A 16,378-nucleotide genomic window follows, 5' to 3' on the forward strand; every position below is an offset into this window, starting at 1 on the left:
TCACCTCTCGTCCGACTGCGACCGAGTATGCAGGGCGTCGAGCACCACGGTGATCGCGGCGCGCGAGTCGCGGCGGACCGCAGCGGTGATCCTCCGCGTCACCGGGAGCTCCCTGGTGACCACGTCGAACCGCCGGTCGACGGCCAGCGCGGGCAGCACCGCGACCGCCAGCCCCGCCTCGACGTGCTTGAGCGTGAGCATGTAGTTGCTGAACCGCCCGACCACCCTCGGCTCGAACCCCGCCTGCCGGCACAGCCGCGTCGCGAGCTTCGCCATGTACGAGCCGGGGATGTCGAACGCCCACGGCTCGTCCTTGCACGCCGAGATGTCCGCCGCGGGGTGGTTCGGTGGCGTGACCAGCACGATCGGGTCCTCGCCGAGCGGCACCACGTCGATGTCCCGCGGCACGGGCAGCTCGACGAAGTCGGTGGTCGTGATGATCACGTCCACCTCGCCGGCGAGCAGCGCGGGCATGCTCGCGTGCGGTTCCAGTTCCACGATCTCGACGTCGAGGTGCGGGTGGTCGAGTCGTTGGATCGCGGGCACGGCCAGGGTGTGGATCGAACTCTGGAACGCGCCCAGCCTGATGAGACCGGACGGCTCCTGGCTGAGGCCTCTGAGCTCGGCCTCGACGGCGTCCATCTGGTCGAGGATCGACCGTGCCCGCCTCGCCAGGATGTGCCCGGCCGAGGTGAGCCGGACGCGCCGCCCGGTCCGTTCGATCAGCTGGGTGCGCGTCTCGCTCTCGAGCACCGCGAGCTGCTGCGACACGCTCGAAGCGCTCAGGTTCGCGGCCTGCGCCACGGCCCGCACGGTGCCCAGCGCGTCGAGTTGGCTGAGCAGGCGCAGGCGCCACGGGTTCAGCGTCATGTTGTGCAGTATTTCCGAACAGCGAGCGTGGAATTGTGAGATGGACCTGATGCTCACCCGCTCGTAGCGTTTTCTCCCATGGACACCTTCTGGGACGACGTCGACCGCCACCTCGTCCGCTACGGCGGCACGTTCACGCGCGAGATCATCGACAGCGCGTCGGGGAGTTTCCTGTTCACCGAGGACGGCCGCCGGATCCTGGACTTCACGTCCGGGCAGATGAGCGCGATCCTCGGCCACTCACATCCGCGCATCGTCGAGACCGTGCAGCGGCAGATCGCGAACCTCGACCACCTGTTCAGCGGCATGCTCAGCCGCCCGGTGGTCGACCTGGCCCGCAGGCTCTCCGACACGCTGCCGGAGTCGTTGTCCAAGGTGCAGTTGCTGACCACCGGCGCCGAGTCGAACGAGGCCGCGCTGCGCATGGCCAAGCTCGTCACCGGCAAGCACGAGGTGGTGGCGTTCGCGCGCTCCTGGCACGGCATGACCGCCGCCGCGGCCGCCGCGACCTACAGCGCGGGCCGCAAGGGCTACGGCCCCGCCACGCCCGGCAACTTCGCGATCCCGGCGCCGTCCGGCGACTGGCAGGCGCAGCTCGACCTGGCGTTCGACCTGATCGATGCCCAGTCCGTGGGCTCGCTGGCGGCGTGCATCGTCGAGCCGATCCTGAGCTCGGGCGGGATCCTCGAACCGCCGCCGGGCTACTTCGCCGCGTTGTCCGCGAAGTGCCGTGAGCGCGGGATGCTGCTGATCATGGACGAGGCGCAGACCGGCCTGTGCCGCACCGGCAACTGGTACGCGTTCGAGCGCGACGGCGTGGTGCCGGACATCCTGACGTTGTCGAAGACCCTGGGCGCCGGGCTGCCGCTGGCCGCCGTGATCACCTCGGCGGAGATCGAGGCCGAGGCGCACGCCCGCGACTACCTGTTCTTCACCACGCACGTCTCGGACCCGCTGGTGGCCGCTGTCGGCAACACCGTGCTGGACGTGCTGATCGAGGAACGGCTGGACGAAAGGGCGGCCAAGCTCGGGGCGTTCCTGCGCAACGGGCTCGACGACATCGCCTCGCGCCACTCGCTCGTGTCGGACGTGCGCGGGCGTGGGCTGCTGGTCGGGCTGGAGATCGCGGACGAGTCGCTTTCAGCGCCGATCACGCAGAAGTGCCTGGATCTGGGGCTGCACATGAACATCGTGCAGATCCCGGGGATGGGCGGGGTGTTCCGGATCGCGCCCGCGCTGACGGCGTCGGAGGAGGAGCTGGCGATGGGCCTGGGCATCCTGGACGAGGCCATCGGCTCGGCCTGACCACTTGGCCACCTGCCTCGGCTGGAAGGTCGAGGCAGGTGACAGGCCCTGCTCGTACGATCGCGGGCGTGGGGGAACAACGCAGCCGGCCGATGATCATCGCCACCGTCGTCGTGTGCGCCGCCGTGGTCGCGGTCACCGGCCGGATCATCGGTTTCGACCGGGCACTGCTCCTGGTCAGCGGCCCCGGCGTCGGCGAGACGCGGTTCGACGACCCGTCGTACACGATCGTCGAGACGGCGGTCGTACTGGTCCTCGTGTTCGTGCACGCGTGGCGGACACGCCTGCTCGTGGCCATACCGTCGATCGTGGCGCTCGCGCTCGTCCTCGAACACGCCGCGTTCTACCGTCCCCACATCTCGTTCTCCCGCGCGGACGCCGTTCAGCTGATGCTGATGCTGATGATCGTCACCGTCGCCGCCGGGCTCCTGTTGCGGATGCGGGAACGATCGCGGGCGGCGCTCACGGCGGCGGCCGAGGACCAGGCGCGGCGCGACGAACGCCTGGACATGGCGCGTGAGTTGCACGACGTGGTGGCGCACCACGTCACGGGCATGCTGGTGCAGGCGCAGGCCGCGCTCGTGGTGGCGGCGCAGGACAAGGACAAGGCGTGCGCGATGCTGCCCGGCATCGTCGAGGGCGGCACGGACGCGTTGGGGGCGATGAGCGCGATGGTCAGGACGTTGCGGGACAACGGCGCCGCGACTGCGACCAGCGATCTCACCGCCGACCTGCACCGGCTCGCGGAGCGGTCGGGACTGCCGGTGCGCACGACCATCGAGCTGGCCGAGGACGTGCGGCCGGAGCTGGGGCGGTCGGTGCTGCGGCTGGTGCAGGAGGCGTTGACCAACGTCCGCAAGCACGCCTTCGACGCCACGAGCGTGCAGGTGGAGGTACGCCTCACCGGCGAGGCCGTGCTGCTGTCCGTTGTGGACAATGGAACGGTGAGACCGGCGCAGTCGGGCGGGTTCGGGCTGGTGGGCATGCGGGAACGGGTGCAGGAGCTCGGCGGGCGGTTCTTCGCGGGTTCCACCGGGGAGGGCTGGCTGGTCACCGCCGAACTGCCGCGCGAGGTGCGCGCGTGATCTCCGTGCTCATCGCCGAGGACCAGGACATGGTGCGGGCCGGGTTCCGGCTGATCCTGGAGGCGCAGCCCGACATCACCGTGGTCGCGGACGTGGCGGACGGGATCAGCGCCGTTCAGCGCGCCCGTGAGCTGGAGCCGCGGGTGTGCCTGGTGGACGTGCGGATGCCCGGTCTCGACGGGCTGGAGGTGACGCGCCAGCTCGCGCCGCACACCCGTGTCGTGGTCGTCACGACGTTCGACAGCGACGAGGTGCTGAACAAGGCGCTGGACCTCGGCGCGTGCGGGTTCCTCACCAAGGACGCGAGCCCCGGGCTGCTGGCCGAGGCGGTCAGGTCGGCGGCGCGCGGCGACGTGCTCGTGTCGCCCCAGGTCGTGCTGCGGGTGTTGCGACGGTCGGTGCCGCCGGTCGCGAGCGCCGACGCGGGCGTGCTGAACGAACGTGAGCTCGACGTCGTGCGGCGCGTCGCGCAGGGCCTGAGCAACAACGAGATCGCCGCCGCGATGAAGGTCTCCGTGTCGTCGGTCAAGGCGTATCTGGCGTCCGTGCAGACGAAGGTCGGTGCGCGCAACCGCGTCGAGATCGTCGCGTGGGCGTTCCGCGCGCACGTGGTGGCCAGCTGACCATGGCCGGATGGCCAGTCTCCGGTCAGTGGCTGTCCGGACGGCCATGATCTCGCGGCTTCGCGGCCGATCCTGAGGCACCCGCTCCGCCAGCAGGCTCGTCCACAACGGATTTCGTTGCGGACGAAGGGTTCTGAACTGTGCTGGATCAGGTGCGGTGGGCTCGTGGCCGGCGGATCTGGGCCGTCGTGGTCGCCGGGCTGCTCGCGTGGGTGTTCGTGCGGAGCTTTGGTTCCGGTCTGCTGGACCTGCGGGTCTACCTGGCGGGCGGCGAGGCGTGGCAGGCGGGTACGGATCTCTACAGCGCGGATTTCCAGGCCCCCAAAGGTCTTCCGTTCACCTACCCGCCGTTCGCGGCGCTGCTGTTCAGCGGCCTCAGCATCTTTCCGTTGCCGCTCAACGCCGTGCTGTTCACCGCGGCGGGCATCGCGCTCTTCACCGCCGCGTGTGTCGTGGCGGCGCCGAGTCTGCGGACGGGCTTGGGCCTGGCCGCGCTGGGGCTGCTGCTCGAACCGTTGCGCGGCGGCCTGGACCTCGGCCAGGTGAACATGATCCTGATCGGCCTGGTCGCCGCCGACTGCCTGCTGCCGCGCACGCCGTGGCCGCGCGGTCTGCTCGTCGGGCTCGCCGCCGCGATCAAGCTGACCCCGGCGATCTTCGTGCTGCTCTTCCTGTCCCGCAGGCGATGGCGGCCCGCGCTGACCGCCGTGGCGACGTTCGCGGCGTGCAGTCTGCTCGCCTGGGTGCTCGCGCCGGGCCAGTCGAAGCAGTTCTGGTTCCACGCGATGTTCGACCCGGAACGCGTCGGCGGCCTCTCCTACAGCGCGAACCAGTCGTTGCGCGGCCTGCTGTTCCGGCTCGGCGCGCCCGAGCCGGCGTGGTTCGCCGCGGTCCTGGCAGTGCTCGCCCTGACCGTCTGGTTGCTGCCGCGACTGCGCGACGACCTCACGGCCCTCGTCGCCGTCGCGGCAGCGGGTCTGCTCATCTCGCCGGTGTCCTGGTCACACCACTGGGTGTGGATCGCGCCCGCACTGCTGTTGCTGCACGGCTGGGTGAGGATCGCGGTCGTGGCGGTGTTCGCGGTCGGCCCGCACTGGCTGCTGCCGACCGCGGGCGACCGTGAACTGGAGTGGACGTGGTGGCAGCACCTCGTCGGCAACACCTACGTCTGGCTGGGTCTCGCGTTCCTCTACTGGTGCGCCGCCTCGGTGTCACGCGGCCAGACGAAGTCGTCGACCAGGGGACCGGCGACCACGCGGGCCAGCGCCTGAGCGGTGTCCATGCCGGACTCGGGCATCCGCGCGGCGATGAGGCCGCCGAGGTACGCGGCGGCGCAGGACGTACCTCGCCACGTCGCGTACCCCGTGGTGAGGTCTTTGGCGGGGTCCCCCTTGAGCATCGTCACCGTCGCGGAGTCGAGATAGGTGCTCGTGAACGTGTCGCCCTCTTCCGGCTGAACGATGTGCGTCACCCACGGCAGGTCAGGGCTGTAGTGCGTGGTCGGGTCCGGGTCGGACGAGACGGGCACGCCGGCGGCGATGACGCCGGGCAGCGCGGCGGGCCACGTCGCGGAGTTGCGGGTGATCAGCGTGGACGAGGTCATGCCGAGAAAGCCCCCGTGGTTGCCGGCCGCCGCGACGATGGCGATGTGCGGGCTGAGCCGTTCGACGGCCCGTTCGAGGATCAGCGGCGGCCGGCCGTCGTGCGTGCGGCAGCCGTTGGCCATCACGATCAGGTGGACGCGGTCCTCCGGTTTGTCCGCGAGGAACGTCGCGAGCTTCTTGACCACCTCCCACGCCTCGGCCTTGCCGTCGGGACGCAGCGCGGCGCGCGCGACGACCGTGGCGCCGGGTGCCTTCTTGAGGATCAGCCCGGCGACGAAGGCACCGTGACCCTCCTCGAAGTAACTGGTTCCCAGCCGATCTTTGGTGAACCAGTCGTCCTCAGCGGCGAGGACGGAGTCCGTGAGCTGCGCGTGCTTGTAGATCTTGGTGTCCACCATGCCGACGCGCACGCCCTGGCCCGCGTCGCCCTCGAGCCACGGACCGTCGTGGTCGGCGGCCATCGGGTTCCAGAACGCCTGGCTCTTGGTCTGCGGGTAGGCGCCGAAGACGCTGCCCATCTTCCGGTTCTTGCCGATCACCGGTGTCCAGCCGCCGCTGCTTCCCGCGATCCGTGCGCGCACCTCGGTGAGCACCGGGTCGAGATCGGTGACCGGGTCCTGCGTGTCCCCGTGTTTCAGGGTGAGCAGTGTCAGGTCGAACTCGGGTATGGCGTCTTTGACGGCGTCCTCGACGTGCAGTTCGCCGAGCACGTGCCGCACGGCGCCGAGGTGGTGGGTGTCGACGACGAGCTCGTCGAGGACGGCGGTCGTGTTGTCCTGTTCGGGGTTCATCTCAGCCTCCGATAGGGGTCTCCGGTGAACCGATGCCGGAACGCCTCGCCGTGATACCTGGCGGAGTACGTCCTCGCCGTGCACATTGGTCATCATGCTGGCGGGATCGGTGTTGCGCGCGGCGCGCGAAGCGATGCGGCTCGCCGACGTGGACCCGATCAGGGCGATCCCGCTGGCAGCACAGGTCGTGGGGAACGCCCGCGCCGACGTACCCGCCCTGGCGCTGGCCGAGCAGGCGTGGGGCCACGCGCTGGGGCAGACCGGCCAGGTCGGTGAGGCGGTCACGCACCTGCGCCGCGCGGTGCGGCTGGGGACGGGCAGGGCGGCGGCCGAGAGCCGGATGAAGCTCGCGTTCGCGCTCGTGCAGCAGGGAAGACCCACGGCCGCGCTGCGTGAGGTGGACTTGGCCGTTCCTCTGCTGGGTGCGCGCGCTCGGAGCCAGCGCGCCGTGATCCTCTACCACCTCGGCAGGCTCGACGACGCCTTCGCCGACTACCAGGCGGCCGACCGCGCACTGCGCCGGGGCGGCGAGAAGCTGGCCGTGCAACGGAATCTCGTCAACCGGGGCATCGTGCAGGCCGAGCGCCTGAACTTCGCCCACGCCGTGAAGGACCTGCTGGAGGCCGAACGGCTGGCGCGCGACCTCGGCCGTGACCTCGTGGTCGGGATCATCGCCGAGAACCTGGGCTTCGTGGAGAGCCGCCGTGGTGACGTCCCGGCCGCGCTCGCGCACTTCGACCGGGCCGAGGAGATCATCAGCCGGCACGGCGGCCGGCTCGCGCCCGTTCTGTTCGACCGTGCCGAGTTGCTGCTGTCGGTCGGGTTGGCCGGCGAAGCGCGGGAGCACGCTTCGCAAGCGGTCGCGGCGTTCCGTGCAGAGGGACGGCGGCTCATGGTCCCCGAGACGTTGTTGCTGCTGGCCGACGCGGCGTTGCTCGGCCGCGACTGGGCCGCCGCCGGCCGGCACGCTCGCGCGGCGCTCGCGCAGTTCGTCCGCCAGGGCCGCGACCAGCACGCCGCCTTCGCGCGGGCAACGGTGCTGCGCGCCACGCTGAGCGCCGGAAAGCCGTGCCGGATCAGCGATCCCGACGCGATGGTGACCGCTCTGCACGGCAGGCTCGCCGTGCAGGCGCACATAGACCTCGCCGTGGTCGCCGGGCGCCGAAGGCAACCGGCTCGCGTGGTCGCGCACCTGACCACCGCGAGCCAGGCGCGGGCTCGTGGCCCGGCAACGTTGCGGGCGCGTGGCTGGTACGCCGAAGCGCTGCTGCACGAACGCACCTCCCCGCACCGCGCCACGGCCGCCGCCAGGCGAGGCCTGCGCGTCCTCGACGAGAACCACGCGGCCCTCGGTGCCGGCGACCTCCGCGCCCACTCGGCCACCCACCGCGCGGACCTGGCCGAACTGGGACTGCGCGTGGCACTGAGGTCCGGCGACCTCGCCGACGTCTTCGAGTGGGCGGAACGCGGCCGCGCGAGCCGCTTCCTGCACCGCCCGGTCCGTCCACCGGACGATCCCGAACTCGCGGCCCTGCTGCAGTCGTTGCGCGCCACGAAGCTCGCCCACCGCCAGGTGGAACTGGAACGCCGGATCAAGAACCGCAGCCGCCTGCTCCGCGCGACCGGCCCCGGCCCGTCCGAACCGGTGCGCCCAGCCGACCTGGATCTCGGCGGCCGGGTGCTCGTCCAGTACGTCGAGGCCGACGGCGACCTGCTCGCGTTGACCCTCACCGACCGGCGCCTGGACCTGCGCGTCGTGGGCCCGGTGCGCGAGGTCGCCGATCTGCTCGAACGCGTGCCGTTCGCGTTGCGGCACCTGGCCCGCCGCCCGAGCCCGGGGGTCCTGCAGCTGCTGCGCACCACGACGTCCACATTGGACTCACTGCTGCTGCCGCGCTGCGACAGGCCGCTGGTGGTCGTGCCGACGGGCCTGCTGCACAACGTCCCGTGGTCGACTTTGCCGTCGTGCCGCGGAAAACCGGTCGTCGTCGCACCCTCGGCGACGTCGTGGCGCAGCGCCGCGTCCCGGCCTGCTCGCCCGCGCACGTTCGCTGTAGCCAGTGGCCCAGGACTCCCCGGCGCCGAGGAGGAAGCGCAGGCCGTCGCGGACCTCCACGCCGTCGCGAGTCCGTCGAACGCGACCGTCGACGACGTCCTGAAAGCGCTGGCCACGGCCAGCACCGTGCACCTGGCCGCGCACGGCCGCCTGAACCCGGACAACCCGCTGTTCTCCGCGCTGTCCCTGCACGACGGCCCACTCGTGGTCTACGACGTCCAGCGCCTGGAACAGGTACCGGACACCGTGATCATGGCCGCGTGCGACGTCGGCCGCTCGGTCGTCGTGTCCGGCAACGAACTCCTCGGCCTCGCCGCCACGTTCCTCGAACGCGGGACCGCGCAGCTGATCGCCCCGGTCGTGCCGGTGCCGGACGCCGAGACCAAGGACCTGATGCTCGGGGTGCACCGCCGGTTGCGCGAGGGCCGTTCGCCGGCCCAGGCGCTCGCCGAGGCGCAGGAGGAACTGGACCGGCCCAACGGGTTCGTGTGCGTGGGGGCGTGAGCTGAACGGGGCTCCCACCTGGGGATGATGGGCCGAACGGCTCCGTGTGCGCCGACTCCGGGAGCCGTAGCATCCCCACTCACTGCGCGGATCTGCCAACTGGGGGCGTGAGATGCTGCGAGTTCATCGTGCTGTGTTCGTGATGGTGTTGATGGCCGGGCTGGTCCCGGAGGTGGTGTCCGTCGCGACCGCGGCACCACCACCGACGACCGTGCCGAACGCGGCGCTGAACGCCAAGTGGAACACGTACGGCAACCAGGGCGGCCATTGGACCGGCGGCGACCGCACCGCGTCCGTGCCACTGCCCGACGGGCGCACCGCGTGGCTGTTCTCGGACACCTTCCTCGGCACGGTGAACGCCGACGGCAGCCGCCCGGCGAACTCGCCGATGGTCCACAACACGATCGTCGTCGAGCAGAACGGCCAGCTCGGCCCGACACTGCACGGCGGCACGCCCGCGGCACCGTCCTCACTGGTCGAGATCGCGGGCTCGTCGCTGTCGCACTGGGTCGCGGACGGCATCGTCGAGGGCAACACCCTCAAGGTGCTCTACATGCAGATCGAGTCGACCGGCGGCGGTGTGCTCGACCTGAAGCTGAAGGGCACCGCACTGGCCACCTTCAGCCTGCCGTCCCTGAGCCTCACGGGTGTACGCACCCTCCCACTGGGCGACAAGATCGCATGGGGCCAGGACGTCATCACCGAGGGCGGCCGCACCTACGTCTACGGTTCGGAGTCCAACGGCGACGAACCCAAGCGTCTGCACCTGGCCCGCACGACCGGCCTCGACGGCACCTGGGAGTTCTGGACCGGCTCGGCGTGGTCGGCCCGCGAGGCGGACTCCGCGCGGCTGTTGACGGGCACCGGCACGGCGTTCTCGGTCACGAAGGTGGGCGCTGAGTACGTGCTGATGACGATCGACGGCAACCTGACGTTCAACCCGACCCTGGTGGCGTACACGGCTTCCGCGCCGACCGGCCCGTTCGTCAACCCCCGCCCGCTGTACGAGGCACCGGAGGCGGGCGCCGACGGCAGGCCGGTCATCGTCTACGACGCGACCGTTCATCCACAGCTCGGTCAGAACGGCACACTGGTCGTCTCCTACAACGTCAACAGCCTGGACGCCGCCGACACCAAGGCGGACGCCCGGATCTACCGGCCCCGGTTCGTCGACGTGACGTGGCCACCGCCGGCGCCGGACCCGTCCGGACTGCCCGGTGCGCCGGGAGGGCTCGGGGTGCGTGACGACAACGACGGGGGAGCCACGCTGTCCTGGCAGCCGGTGTCCGGTGCGAGCTACCGGGTGTACCAGCGGGACGTCACGAACGGCCAGGAGTTCTTCTCCCGCCATCCCAAGGCGTACACGGGGACGACCGCCGCGGTGCCGTTCCTGCGTGACGGTCACACCTACGAGTTCCGCGTCACCGCTCAGAACGCGAACGGCGAAGGCCCGACGTCGGCCACCCTCAGCCTCACGGTGAGGGTCAAAGCGCCCGAACCTCCGGCGAACCTGCGTGCCGCGGCGAACGACTCGGGCGGTGTCGCGCTGTCGTGGGATCGCAGCACCAGCCCGGGTCTGCTGTGGTACCAGGTGTTCCGCACGGACGTGACGAACGGCCCCGGCACCGGCGCGCCGGTGTACTTCCCGGACTCCGGGTCGGCCGCGGTGACGGACGTCGACCTCGAACACGACCACGTCTACGAGTACGTGGTGGTGACGAACCGTTCCGGTCAGGCGAGCGCGCCGAGCGCCGCCGTGCGCGCGACCGCCCGCTACGCCAAACCCGGTGTGCCGGCCAACCTCCGCGCCACGCCCCGGTCCGACGGCAAGATCAGCCTGAGCTGGGACGCGCCCGCGCCCGGCGTCTGGTACTGGGTCTACCAGCGCGACATCTCCGACAACCCCGCGAACGCGTTCACGAAGTGGCCGTTGCCGATCGCCGGCGAGACCACGATCGACGCGGACTACCTGACGCACACGCACACCTACGAGTTCAAGGTCGCCGCCACCAACCGCGGCGGCGAGGGTGCGCAGTCGGCGCCGGTCCAGGCCACCTCGCGGATGGCCGCGCCACCCGCGCCCACCGGCCTGACCGCGGTCAGCAACGGCGACGGCACGGTGAAGCTCAGCTGGACCCGGCCGCCGAACACCTGGACGTGGATCCTCCAGCGCGACGTGACCGAGGGCGACACCGAGTTCTACCGCTGGGATCTGCCGGTCGCCGACAGCGACACCGCGACCGCCGGCTACCTCGTGCCCGGTCACACCTACGAGTTCAAGGTGGCCGCGACGAACCAGGCCGGTGACAGCGCGGCCTTCTCCAACGCCGTTCAGGTGGTCGCCGACGTGGCCGCCCCGCCGCCGCCGGTCGATCTGATCGCGACCGCGGCCGCCGACGGCACGATCAGTCTCAAGTGGACGGCGCCGCGCGACCAACTCTGGTACTTCGTGTACCAGCGCGACGTCACCAAGGGGCAGAACGAGTTCACGAAGTGGCCCTACCCGGTGACGTCCGGTACGACGGCGACCGCGGCCTGGCTCGACCACCTGAACGTCTACGAGTTCAAGGTGACCTCCGCCTTCGCGGGCAAGGAATCCGCGTTCTCCGCCCCGGCCCGCGCGACGTCGCGGGTCCAAGCACCCTCCGTCGCACCCACGGGCCTGAGCGCTCTCGCCCGACCGAACGGCAGTGCGTTCCTGCACTGGGACAGCGTCGGCCAGAACATCGGCTACTTCGTCTACCAGCGCGACGTCACCGCCGGCCAGGCCTTCTTCCGCTGGGGTCTGCCGTTGAGCGCGACCCAGGGGGTGGCCGATCCGCTGATCAGCGGCCACGTCTACGAGTTCAGGGTCGCCGCCGCGAACGCTGGAGGTGAGGGTCCGCAGTCCGCGCCGATCCAGATCACCGCGCACGGCGGCACGCCGGCCGCCCCGTCGCTCTCGGTCGCGCCCGGTGACGGCAAGGCGACGCTGACGTGGAACTCCGTGCAGGCGGGCGCCTACTACTTCGTGCACCGCAGGAACGTCAGCGCGGGGGAGGGCTTCACCAAGTTCCCCCTCCCGATCCAGGAGACCTCGTTCGCGGATGCGTTCCTGATCAACGGAGACACCTACGAGTACGTCGTGTCCGCGTCCAACGAACACGGCGAAGGCCCCTGGTCCAACTCGGTTCAGGTGCGCCCGCTGCCACCCGCTCCCGCCGCGCCCGCGTGGCTGACGGCGGCCGCGGGCGACGGGAAGGTGACGCTGAACTGGGCGGCGGTGCCTGGGGCCTGGTACGTCGTCGAGCACCGCGATGTCACCGCGGGCCAGCAGTTCCGTTCCGCGCAGACGCTCAGCCCCGCCACGTCGTGGGTGCACACGTACCTGACCAACGGCCACACCTACGAGTACCGGGTGCGCGCCACGAACATCGCCGGTGACGGTCCTCCCACGGCCGCCCAGCGGGCGAGGCCGATGCCGCCGTTCCCGTCCGCGCCCAGCGGCCTGGTCGTCCAGTCCGTCGGTGACGGCACGGTGAACATCGCCTGGCAGGCCAGCCCCACCCCGTGGGTCGGTTATGTGGTGGAGACCAAGGAGACGAGCGCGTCGTCGTGGCGGCAGTTGCCCGCGAACTGCTGTTCCCACCAGAGCATGTGGCTGACGAACGCGGTCGGCTACCAGTTCCGCGTGCGAGCCACGAACATGAGCGGTACCAGCGCCTCGACCAACACCGTCGAGGCGACCCCGATGCCGCCGTTCCCCGCCGCGCCGTGGGGTGTGAGCGCGAGCAAGGGATCCGCCGCGGGCCAGATCAACCTCTCGTGGAGCCCGAGTTCGACCCCGAACGCCTGGTACTGGGTCTCCTACCGGCAGGCGGGCCCGCCCACGACACCGCAGCAGCCCTGGTACGAGGAGTGGACGACACTGCCGTACCCGTTGCCGCAGACGTCGATCACCGTGACCGGGCTGGCGTGGCAGGAGGTCTACGAGTTCCAGGTGCGGGCCACGAACGCGGCCGGCACGAGCGGCCGCACCTCGGTGCCGTGGGCCATCGCGCAGACGGCCGGGACGGCGACCTGGCGCCCGGCGAACGAGGCCAACGGGTCCAACGCGAGAGCCAGGGAGCTCACCGCGGGCAAGGACTGCGGCTACACCAGGTACCAGCGGGTCTGCTACAACGCGCGCGGATTCTTCAGCCCCGACAACCCGATGACGGTCGGGGACTACCTGCTCTACAACCGCAGCCGCAGTGTCCTCGAGACCCAGCTCAGGTGCGAGTCGATCAAACGTGCGGACATCCGCAAGACCGCGTGGCCGATGCCGGCCCAGCACCTCGAGTCCGGGTTCCCGCGGTTCGAGGAGCACGAGAAGATTCACTCCGACCAGTGGGCCCAGTACCAAAGCGTGCACGCGTTCCTCGTGGCCTACGGCGCCGCCGAAATCGAGCCGCCGAACGATTTCGAGGTCGGCGCGAACCTGTGGTGGGGCGGGTATCGGGTGACCTGGAGCGAATCGCCGACCGCGGGGGTGCAGCCGGGGTGCGAATGGCTGTACAAGGAGCAGAGGTAGAGCTGAGCGGCCCGTCCGGTCTGGACGGGCCGCTCAGCCACATCGCCTAACGGGCGAACTGGAACCAGTTCACGTTCGCCAGGTCACCACCCGTGCCGCCGGTCGCCACCAGGTACAACCGGTGCACCCCGGTCGCGCCGGACGCCGTGGCCGTGCGGCTGGCCCACGTCTGCCACCCACCCGTGCCCGCCGCCGAGACGGTCGCGACCAGCGGGCCGGTCGGGCTGTCCAGGCGGTACTGCAGCGTGCCGTTCGCCGTGGAGCCGGAGGCGAGCCGCGTGGTCACCGAGGTCGGGGGAGTGGCGCCGAAGTCGACGTCCGCGTAGGCCACGTAGTCGCCCGGCGTCAGGTAGCCGACGTTCTGCCCGCAGCCCGAGTCGGTGCACCGCTCGACCTGCGTGCCGCTCTGCTCGTCGTAGTACGAGGCCCCGATCAACGCGTACGCGTTCTGCGTGGCCGGGAACTGGGCGCCGAAGCCGTACGGGAACAGCGGTGCCTTGCCGTCGCCGACGTTGATCGGCTGCTGCGAGGCGCTCTGCATCCACGTGAACGGCAGCGTGCCGGTCGGCTTGTAGTCGCCGAACAGGACGTCCGCGACGCCGTTGCCCTCGGTGCCGGGCAGCCAGGCCGCGACCAGCGAGTGCCACTGCGGCAGCTGGGCCGCGATGTCCAGCGGGCGGCCCGAGACGAGCACCACCACGACCGGGACACCGGTGGCGCGCAACGTGTTCAGTGTCGCGATGTCCTCGGCGTCGAGGCCGAGGCCGCCGGGCCGGTCGCCCGCTCCCTCGGTGTACGGGGTCTCGCCGACGACGGCGATCGCGGCCTGGTACGTGCCGTCGATGCCGGTGCCGTTGCGGTTGTACGTCACCGTGGTCGAGGTCGACACGGCCGAGCGGATGCCTTGCAGCACAGTGGTTCCCGGCGTCACCGCGCCACTGCCGCCCTGCCAGGAGATCGTCCAGCCACCGCTCTGGTAGCCGATGTTGTCCGCGCTCTTGCCCGCCACGAAGATCTTCGACGCGGTCTTGGGCAGCGGCAGCACGCCGTTCTGGTTCTTCAGCAGCACCTGCGACTTGCGCACGGCCTCACGGGCCAGTGCGCGGTGCGCGGCGTTGCCGACGGTCGGCGTGTAGGCGCGGTCGGTCAGCGGCTTCTCGAACAGGCCGAGCTCGAACTTCTTGGTGAGGATGCGGCGGTTGGCGTCGTCGATGCGCGACATCGGCACGCGGCCCGCCTGCACCTCCTGCTTGAGGTAGGTGATGAACTGACGCCACGCGGTCGGCACCATGATCATGTCGAGGCCGGCGTTGATCGAGTCGCGCACCTCGGCGGCGGTGAACCCCGCCTGGCCGTCGATCTGGTCGATCGCGTTCCAGTCCGACACGACGAGGCCGCTGAAACCGAGCTCGTTCTTCAGCACGTCGGTGATCAGGTACTTGTGGCCGTGCAGTTTCGTGCCGTTCCAGCTGCTGTAGGTGATCATCACCGAACCGACGCCCTTGGCGATGGCCTCGCGGAACGGCGGCAGGTGCGTCGCGCGCAGCTCGGCCTCGCTGACCTGCGTGTTGCCCTGGTCGGTGCCGTTGGTCGTGCCGCCGTCGCCGATGTAGTGCTTGGCCGTGGCGAGCACAGAGCCGGAGTCCGACAGCTTCGAGCCCTGCAGGCCGGTGATCATCGTCGTCATCGACGTGGCGTCCTGGGGCGTCTCACCGAACGACTCGTAGGTGCGGCCCCAGCGGTCGTTGCGCGCGACGCACAGGCACGGCGCGAAGTCCCAGTCGATGCCGGTGCCCGACACCTCCTCGGCCGTGGCGCGCCCGATCCGCTGCGCCAGCGCCGGGTCGCGCGTCGCGCCCAGGCCGATGTTGTGCGGGAAGATCGTGGCGCCGACGACGTTGTTGTGGCCGTGCACGGCGTCCACGCCGTAGATCATGGGAATGCCCAGCGGTGTCGCGATCGCCGCGCGCTGGAAGTTGTCGTACATGTTCGCCCACGACGTGGCGTTGTTCGGCGACGGCGCGGAACCGCCACCGGACAGCAGCGACCCGATCCGGAAGTTCGTCAGGTCGGCGTTGCTGACCGCGTTGCGCTCGGCCTGCGTCATCTGCCCGACCTTCTCGTCGAGCGACATGCGGCCGAGCAGGTCGGCTACCCGCGCCGGAATCGGCTGCGTCGGGTCCTTGTAGATCGGGTCGGCCGCGGCGGCCGTACCGGTGGGGATGACGGCGGCACTGATCAGTAGTGCGGCCGCGAGGAGCTTTCTCACAGGGCAGACCTCCGGGGGACGAGGTCCTGTTTACCTTGCGGCACAACAGGGTTCGCCGAGCGTAACCTGCGTTCACAAAGTGGTATAGACCATCGGGGAACCGGAACGAGGACCGGTTCCCCTGCCCGCCCCTAACGGCACCAGGACTGCACGGTCTCCGCGAAGTCGGGGAACTCGGCCCGCGCCGCGGCCAGCACCTCGGCGGGCGTGTGCGGCTCGACCCCGGAGTACTTCTCCGCGACGGCACGCAGTTCCGCGTGCGGCACACCGGTGTCCGACCCGAACTCGACGGCCTCCTGCGGCCCCACCCCACCCGCGAGCAACCACAGGAACTCGCCCAGGCTCGTCGCCACGGGCCCGACCTCGCCCTCCGACCCGAAGAACACGACGGGCTGCGCGGTCAGCGGCCCCTCCCGCACCAGCCACAGCACGGCCAGCCCGCCGGTGCCGTCCTGCCCGAACGGCCGGAACGCGTCGCCGTCCAGTTCCTTGTTGCCGGTCCACGACCTGATCCAGTCGGTCGTCTCCTCGGCGGAGTCGAACTCCTGGTAGGGCTCGTAGTCCATGTTGCCGGGCGAGGGCTCGTCGGCCTTCTCGTCGTACTCCCAGGGGAAGTCGATGCCGCTCAGCGCGGCCAGTGCGGCGGGGAAGTCCCGGTCGTCAGTGATCTCCACGCGCGCACGCTACTTCAACAGATCGTCCGCGAACGGCGTCTTGGG

The 16,378-nt window shown here is 70.6% G+C and carries 10 protein-coding genes and 1 pseudogene; 6 read left to right on the forward strand and 5 right to left on the reverse strand.

Going from position 1 to position 16,378, the window contains the following annotated elements; all coding sequences use genetic code 11:
* A complete protein-coding gene (locus tag ACIQF0_RS13940; RefSeq protein ID WP_401029025.1) occupies nucleotides 1-870 on the reverse strand; it encodes a LysR family transcriptional regulator in 870 nt (289 codons plus the stop codon).
* Between the two features lie 78 nt (nucleotides 871-948).
* Between ACIQF0_RS13940 and ACIQF0_RS13945 the strand changes: the two genes are divergently transcribed.
* The 4 genes from ACIQF0_RS13945 (at nucleotide 949) to ACIQF0_RS13960 (ending at nucleotide 5,154) form a co-directional block, all read left to right on the forward strand.
* Complete coding sequence (locus tag ACIQF0_RS13945) at nucleotides 949-2,175, forward strand: aspartate aminotransferase family protein (RefSeq protein ID WP_401029028.1); 1,227 nt, start codon at nucleotides 949-951, stop codon at nucleotides 2,173-2,175.
* Nucleotides 2,176-2,243: 68 nt separating this feature from the next.
* Nucleotides 2,244-3,260 (forward strand): sensor histidine kinase, encoded by a 1,017-nt coding sequence (locus ACIQF0_RS13950; protein WP_401029031.1) that lies wholly within the window; start codon nucleotides 2,244-2,246, stop codon nucleotides 3,258-3,260.
* Entirely contained in the window at nucleotides 3,257-3,883 is a 627-nt protein-coding gene (locus tag ACIQF0_RS13955) for a response regulator (RefSeq protein ID WP_401029034.1), read from the forward strand. The genes ACIQF0_RS13950 and ACIQF0_RS13955 overlap by 4 nt, the downstream gene beginning before the upstream one ends.
* Before the next feature lie 140 nt (nucleotides 3,884-4,023).
* Nucleotides 4,024-5,154 carry a glycosyltransferase 87 family protein gene (locus tag ACIQF0_RS13960; protein WP_401029037.1) on the forward strand — a complete coding sequence of 377 codons (1,131 nt, stop codon included), beginning with the start codon at nucleotides 4,024-4,026 and terminating at the stop codon, nucleotides 5,152-5,154.
* Here the strand turns inward: ACIQF0_RS13960 and ACIQF0_RS13965 are convergent.
* Entirely contained in the window at nucleotides 5,073-6,278 is a 1,206-nt protein-coding gene (locus ACIQF0_RS13965; protein WP_401029040.1) for a S8/S53 family peptidase, read from the reverse strand. The genes ACIQF0_RS13960 and ACIQF0_RS13965 overlap by 82 nt on opposite strands.
* Before the next feature lie 94 nt (nucleotides 6,279-6,372).
* Between ACIQF0_RS13965 and ACIQF0_RS13970 the strand changes: the two genes are divergently transcribed.
* Together ACIQF0_RS13970 and ACIQF0_RS13975 are read left to right on the forward strand one after the other, a co-directional pair.
* Nucleotides 6,373-8,838, forward strand: a complete 2,466-nt coding sequence (locus ACIQF0_RS13970; protein WP_401029043.1) for a CHAT domain-containing protein — start codon at nucleotides 6,373-6,375, stop codon at nucleotides 8,836-8,838.
* Nucleotides 8,839-8,950: 112 nt separating this feature from the next.
* Nucleotides 8,951-13,390, forward strand: coding sequence for a fibronectin type III domain-containing protein (locus ACIQF0_RS13975; RefSeq protein WP_401029045.1), 4,440 nt, complete (start codon nucleotides 8,951-8,953; stop codon nucleotides 13,388-13,390).
* A gap of 46 nt (nucleotides 13,391-13,436) precedes the next feature.
* On the opposite strand, the gene ACIQF0_RS13980 is transcribed toward ACIQF0_RS13975, so the two are convergent.
* The 3 genes and pseudogenes from ACIQF0_RS13980 to ACIQF0_RS13990 form a co-directional block, all read right to left on the reverse strand.
* Nucleotides 13,437-13,826, reverse strand: a complete 390-nt coding sequence (locus tag ACIQF0_RS13980; protein ID WP_360039552.1) for a carbohydrate-binding protein — start codon at nucleotides 13,824-13,826, stop codon at nucleotides 13,437-13,439.
* A 24-nt stretch (nucleotides 13,827-13,850) separates the two neighbouring features.
* A pseudogene (locus ACIQF0_RS13985) lies at nucleotides 13,851-15,659 on the reverse strand (glycoside hydrolase family 3 protein); the annotation flags it as partial.
* Between the two features lie 131 nt (nucleotides 15,660-15,790).
* Nucleotides 15,791-16,333, reverse strand: coding sequence for an SMI1/KNR4 family protein (locus ACIQF0_RS13990; protein WP_401029048.1), 543 nt, complete (start codon nucleotides 16,331-16,333; stop codon nucleotides 15,791-15,793).
* Between the last annotated feature and the right edge of the window lie 45 nt (nucleotides 16,334-16,378).

This window comes from Lentzea sp. NPDC092896 (genome assembly GCF_044754905.1).
In the GTDB taxonomy this organism is placed as follows: Bacteria; Actinomycetota; Actinomycetes; order Mycobacteriales; family Pseudonocardiaceae; genus Lentzea.